Below are 15,721 nucleotides of genomic sequence, written 5' to 3'. Positions count from 1 at the left end.
CTTCCAGGAGGTTTTGTGCGCATGGCGGTCGATGACCTCGTGGTGGAAACCGGTTACGGCCCGGTCCGGGGCGTGGCAGTCGACGGTGTCAAGGCGTGGAAAGGCATTCGCTACGCGGCGCCGCCCATCGGCGACCTGCGCTTCCGTGCGCCTCAGCCGCCCGAGCGGTGGACCGAGGTGGCCGACGCCACCGTCTTCGGCCCCGCCTGTCCGCAGCCGGTGTTCCCGAACATGCCGCTGGATTTGGGTGCGCCCCAAGGCGAAGACTGCTTGCGGCTCAACGTCTGGGCATCCGCCGACACCCAACCCGGGGACGCCAAGCCGGTGATGGTGTGGCTGCACGGCGGCGCCTACGTGCTGGGGTCGAACAGTCAGACGCTCTACGACGGCCGCCGGCTGGTCAGCCACGGCGACGTCGTGGTGGTGACGGTCAACTACCGGCTCGGCGCGCTCGGCTTTCTCGACCTGTCGGCGCTGAACAGCGCGGGGCGCAGCTTCGACTCCAACGTCGGGCTGCGCGACGTGCTGGCGGCGCTGGAGTGGGTGCGCGACAACATCACCGCATTCGGCGGCGACCCGCGGCGGGTCACCCTGTTCGGCGAGTCGGCGGGGGCGGGGATCGTCACCACGCTGTTGGCCAGCCCCGCCGCCGCGGGCCTGTTCGCCGCTGCCATCGCGCAGAGTTCGCCGGCCACCTCGGTGTACGACCGTGACCGCGCCGCCCGTGTCGCCGAAGCCTTCCTGGGCAAGCTGGGCATCACCGCATCGGAGTCACGACGGCTGATCGACATGCCGATGGCGGCGATCCTGGCCGCCTCCCAACAGGTGTTCGACGAAGTGCCGGTGCGCAATCCGGGGACGCTGGCGTTCGTCCCGATCGTCGACGGCGACGTGCTGGCCGACTATCCGGTGAAGGTGGCACAACAGGGCGGCTCGCACCCGGTGCCGCTGATCATCGGTACCAACCAGCACGAGGCGGCGCTGTTCCGGCTGATGCGCTCGGCGCTGATGCCGATCACCCCGCACGCCATCGCCTCGATGTTCAACCAGATCGCCGCCGAACAACCCGACTTGCAGCTGCCCACCGAAAAGCAGATCGGCTCCGCCTATTCCCGATTCCGGCGCAGGGCAAGGTATTTGAGCATCGCCACCGACGTGGGCTTCCGGATGCCGTCGGTGTGGCTCGCCGAGGGGCACGCCCGGGTGGCGCCGGTGTATCTGTACCGGTTCGACTACTCCACCCCGCTGCTGAGGCTGCTGATGGTCAAGGCCGCGCACGCCACCGAATTGCCTTATGTCTGGGGCACTCTCGGTGCGCCCAAGGATCCCACCCTCAAGCTCGGCGGCAGCAAGACCGCCAAGGCGGTGTCCAAGCGGGTACGGACCCGATGGATCAACTTCGCCGCGCACGCGAAACCGGCGGGCCCTGCCGGCAGCCCGGAGTGGGCGCCGTATCAGGAGCAGGACCGCGCCTGCCTGATCATCGGCAAGAACGACGTGCTGGCCCACGACGTGGACGCCAAGGCCCGTGCCGCCTGGGGCAGTGAGATGGTCAGCTTCCGCTAGGCGGATGCCTTGCCCGCCAAGGCTTGTCGCTTCATCTGTTCGAACATGCCGACGTAGTACGGCAGGCATTCCGACATCGCCTGCTCGGTGGTGAACAGCGGCTGATAGCCGAGGTCGCGCGAGGCCTTGGCGATGGAGAAGAAGTTGTCCAGATACAGCCGCTCGACCGCGAGCGGCTCGAGCAGCGGCGCCGGGATCCCGAACCTGAAATGCAGCCGCTGCCAACCCGTCATCGCCGCGCGCACGATGGGGCCGTTGACCCGGACCCGGGGCCAGTTCACGCCGCAGGCCTCGACCACCGGCCGGGCGAACTCGAACATGTTGATCGGCTCGGCGTCGTTGATGAAGTACGCCTGACCGGGCGCGGTGCCGCCGGGCGTCAGGTGCTGGGCCGCCAGGATGAAACCGTGAATCAGGTTGTGCACGTAGGAGTTGTCCAACCGGGCGGATTTGCGGCCGATCAGCACCTTGACGTGGCCGGCGATCACGCTTTCGAACAGCTTGCGGAACATGGTTTGGTCGCCCCGGCCCCAGATGCCGCTGGGCCGGATCGCACACGTCAGCATGCCGTCAACGCCGTTCTGGCCCAAGACGAATCGCTCGGCGAGCACCTTGGTCTCGGTGTAGAGGTCGTTGAACCGGTCGGTGTAGGGCAAGGTCTCGTCGCCGCCGACGATGTTCTGGCCGCCCATGACGACGCTGTTCGACGAGGTGTAGACGAAGCGCTGCACGCCGGCCGCCTGCCCGGCACGGACCAGATTCTCGGTGCCGCCGACGTTCACCGCGAAGCTGCGCTGCCGGTACTCCTCGGTGACCGAGGCGCCGCCCATCAGGTCGATGATCGCCGCGGTGTGAAAGATCGTGTCGATGCCCTCGACCGCGGCGGCGCACACACCGGCGTCGGTGATGTCGCCCTGCAGCACCTCCAGGTGTGGGTGCGCCGGCAGCGGCGAGGGGGCGCGGTCGAAGGAGCGAACCTGATATCCGCGCTCGAGCAGGGTGGTCACCAGGTTGGCGCCGACGAACCCGGAGCCCCCGGTGACCAGAACGCGACCCAGTTCGGCCGTCAGCGATGGATCACCCATGGGGCCGATCATAACTGAAACGTGTTCCAGTTTCGAAAAAGTGTGGCAACGAAGCTCTCCAATAGGGTCGAATTCAGTCGTCGTCAGCCTCGCCCGCGGCGAGGGCGTCTTCGATTCTCTTGCGCGCTCCAGCTAAGTGCTCTTCACAGCGTTTAGCCAGCTGTTCGCCTCTTTCCCACAAGTTCAGCGACGCGTCCAGGTCCAGGCCGCCCTGTTCCAGTTGCCGCACGACCTCGATCAGTTCGCCCCGGCACGCCTCATAGCCCAGTCGACTAATAGGTGTAGCCGCGGCGGCCTGCTCGTCCTTCTTGTTATTCGCCATCGGTCGGTCCCTCGCTCAGCGCCGCCACGGCGCCGTCGGCGACCCGGACCCGCAGCCGGGTGCCCGCCGGCGCGTCGCCGACCGTACGCAGCACGTGGGGGCCGCCGGCGCCGACGGTCTGCACCACGGCGTAACCGCGGGCCAGGGTGGCCGCCGGGCCCAATGTCGCCAGCCGGGCGCGCAGGTGGCCGATCCGCTCGGTTTCGGCGGCGGTCAACCGGGTGACGTCGCGCCGAATCGCCGACCGGGCGCGGTGCACCTCCTCGGCGCGTGCGGTCAACGCGCGCAGCGGCTCGGCCAGCACCGGGCGGCTGCGGATCTGGGCCAGCGCGCGTTGCTCGCGAGATACCCAGTTGCGCAACGCCTGTGCGCTGCGCCGCCGCAGGTCGTCGATCAGCCGCTGTTCGGCCGCGGTGTCGGGCACCACCTTCTTCGCGGCGTCGGTGGGGGTGGCCGCGCGCACGTCGGCGACCAGATCGCACAGCGGGTTGTCGGGTTCGTGACCGACCGCGCTGATCACCGGGGTGCGGCAGGCGGCGATGGCGCGGCACAGCGTCTCGTCGGAGAACGGCAACAGGTCCTCCACGCTGCCGCCGCCGCGGGCGAGCACGATGACGTCGACCTCGGGGTCCCGGTCGAGTTCGCGCAGGGCCTCCACGATCTGCGCGACCGCGTTGGGTCCCTGCACCGCGGTGTTGCGCACGGCGAAACGCACCGCGGGCCAGCGCCCCGCCGCGACGGTTTTCACGTCCCGCTCGGCGGCGCTCGCCCGGCCGGTGATCAGCCCGATCATGTTGGGCAGGAAGGGAATTGGCCGCTTGAGGCGAGGGTCGAAAAGCCCTTCGGCGTCCAGCAGTCGGCGTAGCCGCTCGATGCGGGCCAGCAGTTCGCCCACCCCGACGGCGCGGATCTCGGACAGCCGCAGCGAAAACGTGCCCCGGCCGGTGTAGAACGAGGGCTTGCCGCACACCACCACCTGGGTGCCTTCGGCCAGTTTCACCGGGGCGTTGAGCACCAGGTCGCGCGGGCAGGTCACGGTCAGCGACATGTCGGCGGCCGGGTCACGCAGCACCATGAACACGGTTTTGGAGTCCGGCCGCAGCGACACCTGGGCCAGCTGACCCTCCACCCATACCGTGCCCAGCCTGTCGATCCAGCTCGCGACCCGAATTGCCACCGCGCGCACCGGAAATGGGTTCTCGGCGGAGTTCGGTTCGGAGGTAGCGGCCCGGGTCACTTCGCGTTCGCGCGGGTGATCCTGTTGGCCAGCAGCGTCTGAAACGGCGCCCGGCCCTTGGTGGCCTGCTCGTAGGCCAGCAGCGCCTCGAGTTCGTCCACGCTCAGCGATTGCAGCCGGGCCCGCAGCTGGGCCAGCGTCAGCGCCGAGTAGTCCAGTTCGGTGACCACCGCCGGTGTCGGGACCGACGCCTCGGCCGCCGGCTTCGCGGACGGGCGGGCCGACCTGGTCAGGGCGCTGGCGTCGTCGTGCGCGTCGGCCACCGAGTAGAGCGCGAATCGGCCCTCGGCCCGGCGCTCGCCCTCACTGCCGTCGGCCGGGTTGGCGTAGCCGTCGGCCGCGTCGTCGATGTCCTCGTCGAAGGTCGCCCATTCCGGCTTCTCGTCCTTGGGCGGAAAGATGGATTCGAGGGTGCTGTCCCCCTTGATCACCAGCTCTGCGAGGTTCTGCTGAAAGCGCATCACGATGTGGGCGGCCTGGCTGGCCAGCGTCATCGGATACATCAGGATGGTTTTCGGCAGCCGCATGGTCTCCTCAACGGCGACTGTCGCCGCGCCGACCAGCAGCCGAACTCCATACGGTGCAGTAGCCATGGGTCCAAGATTGCCTCAAGCGGCGGCTAACTCCAAGCCCGCCGGCGCGAGCTGGCAAGCCCGTGTCGGCAGAACGTACCCTGGATGCCATGCCGCCGACCGTCGACATGGGGATTCCCGGCGCATCCAGCTCCGTAGCCGTCAACCCGTCCCGCAAGCGCGTGCTCCTGGCCGAGCCGCGCGGATACTGCGCGGGCGTGGACCGGGCCGTGGAAACCGTGGAGCGCGCACTGGAGAAGCACGGCCCGCCGGTGTACGTGCGCCACGAGATCGTGCACAACCGGCACGTGGTCAGCACCTTGGAGAAGGCCGGCGCGGTGTTCGTCGAGGAGACCGACGAGGTTCCCGAAGGGGCGATCGTGGTGTTCTCCGCGCACGGCGTGGCGCCGACGGTGCACGCCGCGGCCGCCGAACGCAACCTGCACACCATCGACGCCACCTGCCCGCTGGTGACCAAGGTGCACAACGAGGCGCGCCGGTTCGCCCGCAACGACTACGACATCCTGCTGATCGGCCACGAGGGCCACGAGGAGGTGGTCGGCACCGCCGGGGAGGCGCCCGACCATGTGCAGCTGGTCGACGGGGTGGCCGCGGTGGACAACGTGACGGTCCGCGACGAGGACAAGGTGGTGTGGCTGTCGCAGACCACGCTGTCGGTCGACGAGACCATGGAGATCGTCGAGCGGCTCCGGCAGCGGTTCCCCAAGCTGCAGGACCCGCCGAGTGACGACATCTGCTACGCGACCCAGAACCGCCAGGTGGCGGTCAAGGCGATGGCGCCGGAATGCGACCTGGTGATCGTTGTCGGCTCGCGCAACTCGTCGAACTCGGTGCGGCTGGTGGAAGTGGCGCTGGGCGGCGGGGCCGGTGCGGCCCACCTGGTGGACTGGGCCGACGACATCGACCCCGCGTGGCTGGAAGGCGTCACCACGGTGGGCGTCACCTCGGGCGCGTCCGTCCCCGAGGTCTTGGTGCAAGGCGTGCTCGAGCGGCTGGCCGAGTGCGGCTTCGACGTGGTGCAACCGGTGACGACGGCGCAGGAGACCCTGGTGTTCGCGTTGCCGCGGGAGATCCGCTCAGCGCGCTGATCGCCTCAGGCTGACGTCAGGCGTCGTACTCCCAGGACTCCGCCGGCGGCCGACCCTGCGTCCGGCCCGGCGTCCGCGAACGGGTGCGGCGCTCGGTGTGCGGTTCTCGCGGCTGGCCCGGCGCGGCGGCGCCGCGGTAGCGGACCTGCGAGATGGGGTGATGCGTCCCGTTGGCGCCGGTCGACGCGGGGCGGCGGCGCCGGGGCTCATACGGCGGCTCGGGGGTGTCGTAGCGGCCCAGGTTCTCCGGCCCGCTCGGCGGGTCGTAGCCGTCGAAACGGCTGCTGCGCGGCACGGGTCGTTCGTAGGGACTGCGCCGGGGCCGCGGCTCGCGACGCGGCTCGCGCGGTGGTTGGCCGCGCAGCTCGGGGTCGGCGTCGGGCCGGGGGCGGCGGCGCGTGCGCCGCGGCGGTTCGGCGGCGTCGTAGTTGCGGCCGGCGGTGTCGTAGTTGCGGGCCGCCGCGCTGCGCCGGGCGGCGCGCCGCGGCCGTTCGGGGCGTTCGGCCGGTTCGGCGGCGTCGTCCAGCGGCGGGCGCGCATGCCGCGAGCGGGTACGCGAACTGCTTGCCGACGAGCGAGTGCTGCGCGCGGTGCGCCGCGTTCTCGACGACGAGCCCGACCGGCGGGTGCGGCGCCGCTGTGCGCTCTCCTCGGTGGTATCGCCGTCGGAGTCGGGGTGCAGCGCCGCCCGCACCTTGGCCACCAGGCCGCCGACGAGGGACTGGATGTCGACACTGGGGCCGGCGGCGGCGTCGTCGGAGCCGGCCGCCGTCGTCGACCGTTGACCGTGCCCGAAATACCAGCGGACCAAGCCGATCGCCAGCACGGCGCCGGCGGTACCCAGCATCAGCGGGAACCGCTCGATCAGCGGATAGCCGCAGTTGATCAGCAGGTCTTTGAGCCGGCCCACCTTGGCGTCGTGGAACAACCAGTAGGCCCCGGGCACCGCGCAGAACAGGATCAGCGGCGGCTGGATGATCGTGGTGAAGATGCCGTCCTGGCGCACCGCCAGCACCGCCGCCACGCAACCGGCTATATAGAAGCCCGCGAAGACGTGGGTCAGCTCCTTGTGACCAGCGTCGATTCCATAGCCGATGGCGGTCGCGGTGACGGCGACAAGCACGGCCGCGTACCAGGGGAGGCCTGGGATGTTTGGGTGGATCGAACGGTGGGCGCTCGCCACCGTCGAACTTGCCCGCTGTGCTGACACATGTAGACCGTACCGGGAATGGACCGAAAGGCTCGTAAATACCTCGTAGCGATCGCGGGCGTGCCACGGCGTGGCGCAGGAATGGTCGCCCGGATGGTCGCCGGCGCCGGGCCCCTAGACTTGATTCCCTGTGAGCCTGAGCCTGGGAATAGTGGGCCTGCCCAATGTCGGCAAGTCGACCTTGTTCAACGCGTTGACCCGGAACAACGTGGTCGCGGCCAACTATCCGTTCGCGACGATCGAGCCCAACGAGGGCGTGGTGCCGCTGCCCGACCCGCGGCTGGACAAGCTGGCCGAGATGTTCAAGTCCGAGCGCATCGTGGCGGCGCCGGTCACCTTCGTCGACATCGCCGGCCTGGTCAAGGGCGCCTCCGAGGGGGCGGGGCTGGGCAACAAGTTCCTGGCCCACATTCGCGAATGCGACGCCATCTGCCAGGTGGTGCGGGTGTTCGCCGACGATGACGTCACCCACGTCGCCGGGCAGGTGGACCCCAGGTCCGACATCGAGGTCGTCGAGACCGAGCTGATCCTAGCCGACCTGCAGACGCTGGAGCGCGCGGCGGGCCGGCTGGAGAAGGAGGCCCGCACCTCCAAGGAGCGCCGGCCGGTCTACGAGGCGGCGCTGGCCGCGCAGGAGACGCTGAACGGGGGCAAGACGCTGTTCAGCGCGGGCACCGACACCTCCCTGCTGCGCGAGCTGAACCTGTTGACCACCAAGCCTTTTCTCTATGTCTTCAACGCCGACGAGTCGGTGCTGACCGATCCCGCGCGCATCGCCGAGCTGCGCGAGCTGGTCGCGCCGGCCGACGCGGTGTTCCTGGACGCGGCCATCGAATCCGAGCTGATCGAACTCGACGACGAGTCGGCGGCGGAGTTGCTGGAGTCGATCGGGCAGACCGAGCGCGGCCTGGATGCGTTGGCGCGGGCCGGTTTTCACACGCTGAGGCTGCAGACGTTCCTGACCGCGGGGCCCAAAGAGGCGCGGGCGTGGGTGATTCACCAGGGCGATACCGCGCCGAAGGCCGCCGGGGTGATTCACAGCGACTTCGAAAAGGGTTTCATCAAAGCCGAAATCGTCTCCTACGACGACCTGATCGCCGCGGGGTCGATGGCGGCGGCCAAGGCCGCCGGCAAGGTCCGGATGGAGGGCAAGGACTACGTCATGGCCGACGGCGACGTGGTCGAGTTCCGGTTCAACGTGTAGCTCGGCGCCGCCGCCGAGCGTGGGGGATATGCAGGCAGCTGGTGCGATTTTCGTACGTTAGACCCACGCTCGACGATGCGATTGAGCAGCCGCTCGGCTGCGACGTGGTATCTCGCCAAAAGGCCGAAACCACTCGTAATGCTTTGCTACCGTCCGGTTCGCTAAACGGAAGACTCTGCAAAGGGATGCTTGACTCGGCATGGAAGCTTTCGTAACGATCGTCTTAATTGGGCTTGCGGCCATCGTCCTGTACAGGGTCATTCTGTACATCCTCAAGGAGCGGTACTTCGCCAGCGAGGAATTCCTGGCCCACAAGAAAAAGATCGCATCGGTGGTCGCCGAGCACAACGAGGTCGCCGATTACGTCTCGGAGATCCGCAGCGGTGGGTCGTTCAGGCTTGGCGCGTCATCTGCCGGCGCCCAAGCACATCTGGCGTCTTTTCAGAACACCAGCCATTGGAATTACCGCCGGGACCGGAACGTAGCGAATTACGAAGCGCCGGACGTACACAACTGTTCCCTACAGGTTGTCCGCAACGCCAAGGCCGATCCCCTCAAGTACGTGATGAAGTACTTTGGAATTAAAGCTGACGAGGCCCATCTCGCCGAGGTGGAAAACTTGGGCGATAGCATCACGCGACTGGAAGATGCGGTCAACAACCTTGCGCAGCGCGAGGCGAGCATCACCAAGTCTTTCAATCCGCCTGCGTTCATCTTGAAGCACTACTTCGGTGAGTTTATGAAACACGTCGGTGTTGAGTTGTCCCCGATCAGGGTTCCGTATCCTGTGTACGTCTTTGAGTACGTCAGTGCCGGCGGAAATAGTTCGCAGCGCACAACCGTCACGTTGGACACCCCAGCAATCGACGCGCTCATCGAGACACTGTCGCAGAAGATTCGCTGGAGAAAGAGTGCTGCCGGCCAGCGGGCGCTAATGACCTCGAGGCTGCGCAACTCCATAAAGGTGCGTGATCATTACACCTGCCGGTACTGCTCGGTGTCGCTCGCGGCTGAACCTCACCTACTTCTCGAGGTGGACCACATCGTGCCCATCTCCAAGGGCGGCATGTCTACTCCCGACAATCTTCAGACTCTGTGCTGGCGCTGCAACCGCACGAAGTCCAACAAGGTCGCGACCGCCTGACGGCTTGCTGCATACGTTCCCGGAGGCGGTGTGAAGGGACATCCGAAGCATCGTTTGGTTCCGGTTCAACATCGATCTCGATGCCTGTTCAACAGTCGTCGCGCGTCGCTATGCCGCTTAAAGTGTGGCATCATTGGATGCATCAATGATGCTCATGGAGGTGTCTAAATGAGGACGACGGTGACGATTGACGACGCCTTATTGGCAGAGGCGGCCGAACTGACCGGGGTGACAGAGAGCGTGGCGCTCCTCCGTCAGGGACTGCAGACACTCGTTCGGGTAGAGAGCGCCCGTCGGCTGGCGGCGCTCGGCGGCACGGATCGGAAGGCATCGGTCGGCCCTCGCCGGAGGACACCCGCCGATGATTCTCGTTGACACGTCGGTATGGATCGATCATCTGCACGTCGCCGACAAGCGACTCATAGAGTTCCTGACCAACGACGCAATCGGTTGCCACCAAATGGTGATCGAGGAGTTGGCATTGGGTGCGATCAGGCGGCGCGCCGATCTATTGCGCCTGCTGTCCAATCTTCGGGCGTTCCCGTTGCTGACGCATGCGGAGGTCCTTCATCTCGTCGAATGCCACCGCTTGTGGGGCCGCGGACTGAGTGCGATCGACGTCCATCTTCTCGGGTCGGTTGCTCTGGTCGACGGTGCACGGCTATGGACCAGGGACAAGAATTTAAAAGCGGCGGGCTGGGACGTGGGTATCGCGATCGTCGACGAGCTCTGATGTTGCGTCGACGCCCTCGCCGGTAGGCGTCCGACGCACTTCAGAACACCGTTGTTGGAACGCTGGATAAGTGCGACGCCACTGACGAGACTGACAGTTATGAGTTTCGTAGAGGAAAAACTGCTCCCACAGGTGCTGCGGGTGCACGACACGGTCTACCGCAAGACCAACGGCTGGATCGGTCACCGCACGCTGTGGATACCGAGCCTGCTGCTGCACACCGTCGGCGCCAAGACCGGCAAACCGCGCACCACGTCGCTGACCTACGCCCGCGACGGCGAAAACTATTTGGTGGTCGCGTCCAAGGGCGGCGCGCCCGAGGCCCCCGGCTGGTATCACAACCTCAAAGCCAAGCCGGAAGCCGAAATCAACGTGGGCCCAAAGCGTTTCGCCGTCACCGCGCGGATCGTGCCGCCCGGCGACGCTGACTATGCCCGGCTCTGGGAGATCGTGAACAAGAACAATCAGAACCGCTACGCCGAATACCAGAAGCGGACGTCGCGCCCGATCCCCGTCGTCGTCCTGACACCGAAAAGCTAGAGCGCACAGCAACATTCGGTACCCGATGCGCCCGGCGAAGCGGAGGCCGACCGCCGGCCTTCACGTCAGATGGCCGAGGTGCCGCCGTCGACGGCCAACTCAACCCCGTTGACGTAGCCCGAGTCGTCGGAGGCCAGGAACAGTGCGGCCGTCGCGATCTCCTCGGGACGGCCCATCGTACGCCGCGGAATCAGGGATTCGAACTGCCGCTTGGTCTCCGCGTCGAACATCTTCTCCTGAATCGGTGTGGCGACCTGGCCCGGGCTGAGCACGTTCACGCGGATCCGGCGGTCCTTCAGCTCGTTGAGCCACGTGCGGGCGAACGAGCGCAGGGCGGCCTTGCTCGCCGAGTACACGCTGTAATCCGGCCAGCCCTTGACCGAGGCGATAGACCCCGTCATCAGGATCGACCCGCCATCGTTGAAGAGCGGCAACGCCTTTTGCACCGTGAACAGGGTGGCACGGGTGTTCAGCCCGAAGACCGTGTCGAAGTCCTGCTCGGTGATCTCACCGAGCCTGCGCGCCTGCCCTCCGGTGCCGGCGCTGGCGAAAAGTATGTCGATGCTGCCCTTCTCCCGCTTCACCGTGTCGAACAGCCGGTCCAAGTCGTCGAGGTTGGCCGCGTCGCCCTGCACGGCGGTGACGTTGCGCCCGATCGACGCGACGGCCTCGTCCAGAGCGTGCCGCCGCCGGCCCGTGATGAAGACGTGAGCTCCCTCGTCGACGAACAGCTTGGCGGTGGCGAGCGCAAGACCGCTCGAGCCACCCGTAATCACCGCCACCTTGCCGTCGAGCTTCCCCACAACGACCCTCCGTGCCAAGATTATGCATACTGATCTGTGTACTTAAGCTACCGCACGGCGCGTGCGAACGCCAGCTAAGTACACTGAGCGTTACCATGGACGGCGTGACCGAGCTGGAGAAGGGCCCGCGCGGCCGGCGACGGGGCCGGGGTGCTCGCGAGCGCATCCTCGGCGCGGCGCAGCAGCTGTTCCGCGAGCGGGGCATCAACAACACCGGGATGGACCTGCTCTGCGCGGCGGCGCAGGTGTCCAAGCGCACCGCCTACCAGCACTTCGGTAGCAAAGACGAGCTGATCGCTGAGTACCTGCGGCGTCTTGACGTCGACACCACGTCCGAGGTCTTCGAGCGCGACGATCTCATGCCCCGCGAACGACTGCTCGCGGTATTTGCGACGCCGCCTGCGTTCACCGACGAGCCGATGCCCCTCTGCCCGTTCATCGCCGCCGCCGTGGAGATCTCCGATCCGCAGCATCCCGCGCGCGTGCGGGCCCGCGAGTACAAGACCTCCGTCGCCGCCCGCCTGAGCGAGACCGCCCGGGAGGCCGGCGCCGCCGATCCAGAACTCCTCGGTGAGCAGCTGGCGCTGTTGCTCGATGGCGCCTCGGTTCGGACCAGGGCCTTGGGCACCGACGCCTTCCCGACGGCTGCCGGGATCGCGGCCGCCCTGATCGAGCGCGCCATACCCCCGACGGCAGGGTGAATCTCGCGCCTACCGGCCCGACAAAACGGCCGCTCGGTTGTCAGAGGCAGCGCCTAATGTGCTTGGGCGACACCACATCCACCCCTTCGAGGAGCACCCGCATGAAGTTCGTATCGACCCGCATCATCACCGCCGACGTGCAGCGCCTCGTCGGTTTCTACGAGATGGTCACCCGAGTCTCGGCCGTGTGGGCAAACGAGCTGTTCGCCGAGATTCCGACACCGGCGGCCACGCTGGCCATCGGCAGCGACCAGACGGTACCCCTGTTCGGTGCCGGATCCGCCGAACCCGCGGCCAACCGCAGCGCGATTGTGGAGTTCATCGTCGATGACGTCGACGCCGAATACGAGCGGCTCCGCGAGCAGCTCACCGAGGTCGTGACGGAGCCGACGACCATGCCGTGGGGCAACCGCGCGTTGTTGTTCCGGGATCCGGACGGAAACCTGGTCAACCTGTTCACTCCGGTGACGCCGAAGGCGCGGGCCAAGTTCGGGGTATGAGCCCTAGAACCCGCGACGACTCCGAATTGCCACTTGCCCCGAACCTCGCCACGGGAAAGTCTTAGGGCATGACGACGGAAAAGCGCACGGCGGGTTGGGCGGCGAGCGTGGTGACGGGCGGCGCGTTGGCGATGTCCGTCGTCGGTCTCGCCGACGGCCCCGTCGCCGCGGCGGCCCCGGCCCCCGCACCCACCGGGCATTGGTGTCCGGGCGATCCGTGGAACCCGTCCTGGGGCAACGTCTTGGACTGGGACTGGCATCAATGCCACGATTGGCAACACCCCGGTGGCCCCACCGGCCCGGCGGGCTGGGGGCCCTGGGGACCGCCGCCGGCGTGGGCACCGCCCCCGCCACCGCAACCGGCCTGGGCGCCCGGGGCGCAAATGATGTGGAATCCGACCGGCGCCGGTAACTGGGGAATCTGGAACAACGGAGTGTGGACCCCGCTCTGAGCACCCGGACCCGGTGCCGGCGGCGCTCGACGCGTCGAACGGTCGGCCGCCGCAGGGTTAGGGTGAATTGTGGCCGCAGAACACTGGGCCGAGCCTCCCGAGGAATCCGAGCGTCGGTCCGACGCGCTCGATCAGCGCGAGAAGGCCCTGGCCCGGCGGGAGGCCGACGTCAGACGACGTGAATGGCTGGCGGGTCGACGAGACCGGGTCGCCGATCAGCGCGAGCAGATCGCCGACGAGCGCGAGCGCCTGGCCGACGAACGCGAGCAGCTCGCCGACGAACGCGAGGGCACGGTCGCCGAGCGGGAACGGGCGCGACTGCGCCGCATCGACGAACGGGTCAAGCGCACGCGGGCGCGCGCTAACCGGGAGCAAGCCGAGGTCGACCGCGAGATCGCGGAAAGCGAGCGAGACGACGCGTAAGGCCGGGTCGCCGAAGGCGTAAGCATTTTGCTGCGGCAAATATACCCGTGTGTAATATATTGGCTCAGTCTGCGGCGCACGTCATTGTCCGTTTAGCGAATGACCTGTGCCACAAATTTTGGATCGCAATAAACCTTATTGCTAGCCTCCCTGGCCATGGTCGTTATTGCAACATTGATGTCGTTGATCAATCAGGTCTCCGGCACGCCTTATATTTCGGGTGGAGATTCTCCGGCTGGGACCGATTGTTCGGGACTTGCTTCGTGGATTGCGAATGCAGCAACTGACAGGCCAGTGTTCGGAGACCGGTTCAATACCGGAAACGAGGAAGCCGCGTTGTTGGCCCGGGGCTTCCAATACGGCACCGCCCCCAACGCCTTGGTGATCGGCTGGAACGGCGGCCACACCGCGGTGACGCTGCCGGACGGGACGGCGGTGTCCAGCGGCGAGCACGGCGGCGTCCACGTCGGGGGCGCCGGTGCCTACCAGGCCGGATTCACCCACCACATGTTCCTGCCGATGCCCCCCGAGGACGGCGGCGCGCCGCCCCCGCCGGACGCACCGCCGCCCCCGCCGGACGCACCGGCTCCGCCGCCCGACGCGCCGCCTGCGCCGCCGGAAGCGCCCGCCGTTCTGATCGATGCGCCGGCGCCCGTGCCGCCGCCCCCGCCGGGCCCCTGAATTACCTTTTCCCGGCGACGCAGTAATTGCGAATCCATAACGAATAAAACGCGGCCGTACAAGTGATTGTTACCCGGTTTCGGCGCCCCGGTTCGCGACCATTCTCTGTTCCGCAAAGTGAAATAGCGCGGATATCCGTGCCCATGTGAGCTGGGCCACTACGTGTGCGACCGGGTGGCGCGCGGCAAAAGCGGGCTGATGTGTCGCCTGTGACGGATGAGCCCACTTTGCTGTGATTATTTCGCCCAAAAAAGCGACCTGCCATCGCGGCCGGGGCCGGGCCGCGGTGGCGACCCGGCCCGATAGGCTGGCGCTGCCCGCGGGCAGGGGCGGGCGTCATCCCAAGTCGTCCCAAGTCATCCAGAGCGCCATCCCAAGTCATCCCAGCAGCGAACCGAGGCGGGGCCGCAATGATCTTCATCGTCGTCAAGTTCGAGACCAAACCCGAGTGGGCCGACCGCTGGCCGGACCTCGTCGCCGCGTTCACCGCGGCCACCCGGGCCGAGGAGGGCAACCTGTGGTTCGAGTGGTCGCGCAGCCTGGACGACCCGGCCGAGTACGTGCTGGTGGAGGCGTTCCGCGACGGTGACGCCGGCAGCGCTCACGTCAACAGCGACCACTTCAAGCGGGCGATGCAAGAGCTCCCGCAGGCGCTGAAGTCCACGCCCAAGATCATCAGCCAGACCGTCGAGGCCACCGGGTGGTCGCGGATGGGCGAGATGACGGTCGACTAACCCCTCACCGATCGACCGCGATCTCGATCTCGTCGCCCAGCGCATAGCCCGGCGTGAGCGGAAGCTTGTCGCCGCTCCAGAACGAGCCCGGGTCGAACCAGTTCGAGTACTTCTCGGTGGTGAGCAGACCCATTTCCTCGTAGGTGATCGCCACGGTTTCCGCGCAGTAGGCCGCTTCCAGACCGAGCCGTTGACGTTCCTTTCGTCGGCGCGTTGTCTCCCGAATCTTCTTGTCCACCACGGGGATTCCGCGTGCCCAGTCGTAGGCGGTGGGCAGTCGGCCGCGCAGCCACCGGCCGGTGAGGCGCATGGTGGTGGGAAACGCGGTGCCGTCCATCCGGGCGATCACGCGCAGCAGCCTGTTCTCCTGCTCGCGGGTGGCCGGCGGCGTCAGCTGGCGCAGCCAGCACCGTTGGCGGTAACGCTGCGTCCACTGCAACACCGACTGGTGCAGATCGTTGAGTTGCACGCCACGATGATTCGTCCCGGTCCACAGGTCGACGAGCTTGTCACCCAGCTCGGCGTGCCAGATCAGCGGCGGCAGGTCATCGATGGCCACCGTCATGCCGACGTGATTGACGGGGCTGTTGGTCAACGTCTGGATGGCGCGGTCGGGACCCGAACCGCCGCGAAACAGCCACAGGTCACCGGTCCGGGTCTCCTCGAGCGCTTGGTTCAAGGTGAGCATCGTGTAAGCCCGTCTCC

At 67.3% G+C, this 15,721-nt stretch carries 20 protein-coding genes and 1 pseudogene; 14 read left to right on the top strand and 7 right to left on the bottom strand.

The window, feature by feature from the left end; translation table 11 throughout:
- Positions 1 to 21 precede the first annotated feature (21 nt).
- Complete coding sequence (locus tag MAA44156_RS15135; protein WP_009975381.1) at positions 22 to 1,566, top strand: carboxylesterase/lipase family protein; 1,545 nt, start codon at positions 22 to 24, stop codon at positions 1,564 to 1,566.
- Here the strand turns inward: MAA44156_RS15135 and MAA44156_RS15130 are convergent.
- From MAA44156_RS15130 to MAA44156_RS15115, 4 genes are all read right to left on the bottom strand, one after another.
- Positions 1,563 to 2,663, bottom strand: coding sequence for a 3-beta-hydroxysteroid dehydrogenase (locus MAA44156_RS15130; protein ID WP_009975382.1), 1,101 nt, complete (start codon positions 2,661 to 2,663; stop codon positions 1,563 to 1,565). The genes MAA44156_RS15135 and MAA44156_RS15130 overlap by 4 nt on opposite strands.
- Before the next feature lie 61 nt (positions 2,664 to 2,724).
- Positions 2,725 to 2,973, bottom strand: coding sequence for an exodeoxyribonuclease VII small subunit (locus MAA44156_RS15125; RefSeq protein ID WP_009975383.1), 249 nt, complete (start codon positions 2,971 to 2,973; stop codon positions 2,725 to 2,727).
- Positions 2,963 to 4,210, bottom strand: a complete 1,248-nt coding sequence (xseA, locus tag MAA44156_RS15120; protein ID WP_009975385.1) for an exodeoxyribonuclease VII large subunit — start codon at positions 4,208 to 4,210, stop codon at positions 2,963 to 2,965. Before xseA ends, MAA44156_RS15125 begins: the two co-directional genes overlap by 11 nt.
- Positions 4,207 to 4,803, bottom strand: coding sequence for a lipid droplet-associated protein (locus tag MAA44156_RS15115; protein WP_011724015.1), 597 nt, complete (start codon positions 4,801 to 4,803; stop codon positions 4,207 to 4,209). Before MAA44156_RS15115 ends, xseA begins: the two co-directional genes overlap by 4 nt.
- A gap of 89 nt (positions 4,804 to 4,892) precedes the next feature.
- Here MAA44156_RS15115 and MAA44156_RS15110 point away from each other — a divergent pair, with 89 nt between their 5' ends.
- Positions 4,893 to 5,891 carry a 4-hydroxy-3-methylbut-2-enyl diphosphate reductase gene (locus tag MAA44156_RS15110; protein ID WP_009975388.1) on the top strand — a complete coding sequence of 333 codons (999 nt, stop codon included), beginning with the start codon at positions 4,893 to 4,895 and terminating at the stop codon, positions 5,889 to 5,891.
- Positions 5,892 to 5,907: 16 nt separating this feature from the next.
- Here MAA44156_RS15110 and MAA44156_RS15105 read toward each other — a convergent pair whose 3' ends face one another.
- Positions 5,908 to 7,101: a DUF6542 domain-containing protein gene (locus MAA44156_RS15105; RefSeq protein WP_080516334.1), complete on the bottom strand. Its 1,194-nt coding sequence runs from the start codon at positions 7,099 to 7,101 to the stop codon at positions 5,908 to 5,910.
- Between the two features lie 130 nt (positions 7,102 to 7,231).
- On the opposite strand from MAA44156_RS15105, the gene ychF reads away from it, so the two are divergent.
- From ychF to MAA44156_RS15080, 5 genes are all read left to right on the top strand, one after another.
- Positions 7,232 to 8,305, top strand: coding sequence for a redox-regulated ATPase YchF (gene ychF, locus MAA44156_RS15100; protein ID WP_009975391.1), 1,074 nt, complete (start codon positions 7,232 to 7,234; stop codon positions 8,303 to 8,305).
- Positions 8,306 to 8,504: 199 nt separating this feature from the next.
- The gene (locus MAA44156_RS15095) at positions 8,505 to 9,449 is read left to right on the top strand and encodes an HNH endonuclease (RefSeq protein WP_003875389.1); all 945 of its coding nucleotides are present in this window, start codon (positions 8,505 to 8,507) and stop codon (positions 9,447 to 9,449) included.
- 168 nt (positions 9,450 to 9,617) lie between these two features.
- Positions 9,618 to 9,824 carry a type II toxin-antitoxin system VapB family antitoxin gene (locus tag MAA44156_RS15090; RefSeq protein WP_011724021.1) on the top strand — a complete coding sequence of 69 codons (207 nt, stop codon included), beginning with the start codon at positions 9,618 to 9,620 and terminating at the stop codon, positions 9,822 to 9,824.
- Positions 9,811 to 10,182, top strand: a complete 372-nt coding sequence (locus MAA44156_RS15085; protein ID WP_003875391.1) for a type II toxin-antitoxin system VapC family toxin — start codon at positions 9,811 to 9,813, stop codon at positions 10,180 to 10,182. Before MAA44156_RS15090 ends, MAA44156_RS15085 begins: the two co-directional genes overlap by 14 nt.
- Positions 10,183 to 10,281: 99 nt before the next feature.
- Positions 10,282 to 10,722, top strand: a complete 441-nt coding sequence (locus MAA44156_RS15080) for a nitroreductase family deazaflavin-dependent oxidoreductase (RefSeq protein WP_003875392.1) — start codon at positions 10,282 to 10,284, stop codon at positions 10,720 to 10,722.
- A gap of 65 nt (positions 10,723 to 10,787) precedes the next feature.
- Here the strand turns inward: MAA44156_RS15080 and MAA44156_RS15075 are convergent, their stop codons facing one another.
- Entirely contained in the window at positions 10,788 to 11,525 is a 738-nt protein-coding gene (locus MAA44156_RS15075; protein WP_009975393.1) for an SDR family NAD(P)-dependent oxidoreductase, read from the bottom strand.
- A gap of 95 nt (positions 11,526 to 11,620) precedes the next feature.
- On the opposite strand from MAA44156_RS15075, the pseudogene MAA44156_RS23685 reads away from it, so the two are divergent.
- From MAA44156_RS23685 to MAA44156_RS15045, 7 genes and pseudogenes are all read left to right on the top strand, one after another.
- Positions 11,621 to 11,815 (top strand): annotated as a pseudogene (locus MAA44156_RS23685) (helix-turn-helix domain-containing protein); the annotation flags it as partial.
- 129 nt (positions 11,816 to 11,944) lie between these two features.
- Positions 11,945 to 12,226 carry a hypothetical protein gene (locus MAA44156_RS23580; RefSeq protein ID WP_029248407.1) on the top strand — a complete coding sequence of 94 codons (282 nt, stop codon included), beginning with the start codon at positions 11,945 to 11,947 and terminating at the stop codon, positions 12,224 to 12,226.
- A gap of 101 nt (positions 12,227 to 12,327) precedes the next feature.
- On the top strand, positions 12,328 to 12,726 hold the full coding sequence (locus MAA44156_RS15065; RefSeq protein WP_009975395.1) for a VOC family protein: 399 nt from the start codon (positions 12,328 to 12,330) through the stop codon (positions 12,724 to 12,726).
- Positions 12,727 to 12,794: 68 nt separating this feature from the next.
- Complete coding sequence (locus MAA44156_RS15060; RefSeq protein WP_023884114.1) at positions 12,795 to 13,178, top strand: Mtp family mycobacterial-type pilin; 384 nt, start codon at positions 12,795 to 12,797, stop codon at positions 13,176 to 13,178.
- Between the two features lie 69 nt (positions 13,179 to 13,247).
- On the top strand, positions 13,248 to 13,601 hold the full coding sequence (locus MAA44156_RS15055; protein WP_003875396.1) for a hypothetical protein: 354 nt from the start codon (positions 13,248 to 13,250) through the stop codon (positions 13,599 to 13,601).
- Between the two features lie 156 nt (positions 13,602 to 13,757).
- On the top strand, positions 13,758 to 14,282 hold the full coding sequence (locus MAA44156_RS15050) for a glycoside hydrolase (protein WP_033713819.1): 525 nt from the start codon (positions 13,758 to 13,760) through the stop codon (positions 14,280 to 14,282).
- A gap of 410 nt (positions 14,283 to 14,692) precedes the next feature.
- A complete protein-coding gene (locus MAA44156_RS15045; protein WP_009975396.1) occupies positions 14,693 to 15,016 on the top strand; it encodes a putative quinol monooxygenase in 324 nt (107 codons plus the stop codon).
- Positions 15,017 to 15,020: 4 nt separating this feature from the next.
- Here the strand turns inward: MAA44156_RS15045 and MAA44156_RS15040 are convergent, their stop codons facing one another.
- Positions 15,021 to 15,704 carry a hypothetical protein gene (locus MAA44156_RS15040; RefSeq protein ID WP_009975397.1) on the bottom strand — a complete coding sequence of 228 codons (684 nt, stop codon included), beginning with the start codon at positions 15,702 to 15,704 and terminating at the stop codon, positions 15,021 to 15,023.
- Between the last annotated feature and the right edge of the window lie 17 nt (positions 15,705 to 15,721).

The sequence above is a fragment of the Mycobacterium avium subsp. avium genome, assembly GCF_009741445.1.
In the GTDB taxonomy this organism is placed as follows: domain Bacteria; phylum Actinomycetota; class Actinomycetes; order Mycobacteriales; family Mycobacteriaceae; genus Mycobacterium; species Mycobacterium avium.
The sequence above is the reverse complement of the archived record's forward strand: the minus strand, read 5'-3'. Positions and strand labels throughout refer to the sequence as shown.

Excerpts from the sequence above, each read along its gene's own strand:
- MAA44156_RS15115 (WP_011724015.1), bottom strand. The coding sequence starts at position 4,803 with ATGGCTACTGCACCGTATGGAGTTCGGCTGCTGGTCGGCGCGGCGACA.
- MAA44156_RS15110 (WP_009975388.1), top strand. The coding sequence starts at position 4,893 with ATGCCGCCGACCGTCGACATGGGGATTCCCGGCGCATCCAGCTCCGTA.
- MAA44156_RS15130 (WP_009975382.1), bottom strand. The coding sequence starts at position 2,663 with ATGATCGGCCCCATGGGTGATCCATCGCTGACGGCCGAACTGGGTCGC.
- MAA44156_RS15065 (WP_009975395.1), top strand. The coding sequence starts at position 12,328 with ATGAAGTTCGTATCGACCCGCATCATCACCGCCGACGTGCAGCGCCTC.
- MAA44156_RS15085 (WP_003875391.1), top strand. The coding sequence starts at position 9,811 with ATGATTCTCGTTGACACGTCGGTATGGATCGATCATCTGCACGTCGCC.
- MAA44156_RS15090 (WP_011724021.1), top strand. The coding sequence starts at position 9,618 with ATGAGGACGACGGTGACGATTGACGACGCCTTATTGGCAGAGGCGGCC.
- MAA44156_RS15125 (WP_009975383.1), bottom strand. The coding sequence starts at position 2,973 with ATGGCGAATAACAAGAAGGACGAGCAGGCCGCCGCGGCTACACCTATT.
- MAA44156_RS23580 (WP_029248407.1), top strand. The coding sequence starts at position 11,945 with ATGCCCCTCTGCCCGTTCATCGCCGCCGCCGTGGAGATCTCCGATCCG.
- MAA44156_RS15050 (WP_033713819.1), top strand. The coding sequence starts at position 13,758 with ATGGTCGTTATTGCAACATTGATGTCGTTGATCAATCAGGTCTCCGGC.
- MAA44156_RS15135 (WP_009975381.1), top strand. The coding sequence starts at position 22 with ATGGCGGTCGATGACCTCGTGGTGGAAACCGGTTACGGCCCGGTCCGG.
- MAA44156_RS15095 (WP_003875389.1), top strand. The coding sequence starts at position 8,505 with ATGGAAGCTTTCGTAACGATCGTCTTAATTGGGCTTGCGGCCATCGTC.
- MAA44156_RS15045 (WP_009975396.1), top strand. The coding sequence starts at position 14,693 with ATGATCTTCATCGTCGTCAAGTTCGAGACCAAACCCGAGTGGGCCGAC.
- MAA44156_RS15060 (WP_023884114.1), top strand. The coding sequence starts at position 12,795 with ATGACGACGGAAAAGCGCACGGCGGGTTGGGCGGCGAGCGTGGTGACG.
- MAA44156_RS15080 (WP_003875392.1), top strand. The coding sequence starts at position 10,282 with ATGAGTTTCGTAGAGGAAAAACTGCTCCCACAGGTGCTGCGGGTGCAC.
- MAA44156_RS15040 (WP_009975397.1), bottom strand. The coding sequence starts at position 15,704 with ATGCTCACCTTGAACCAAGCGCTCGAGGAGACCCGGACCGGTGACCTG.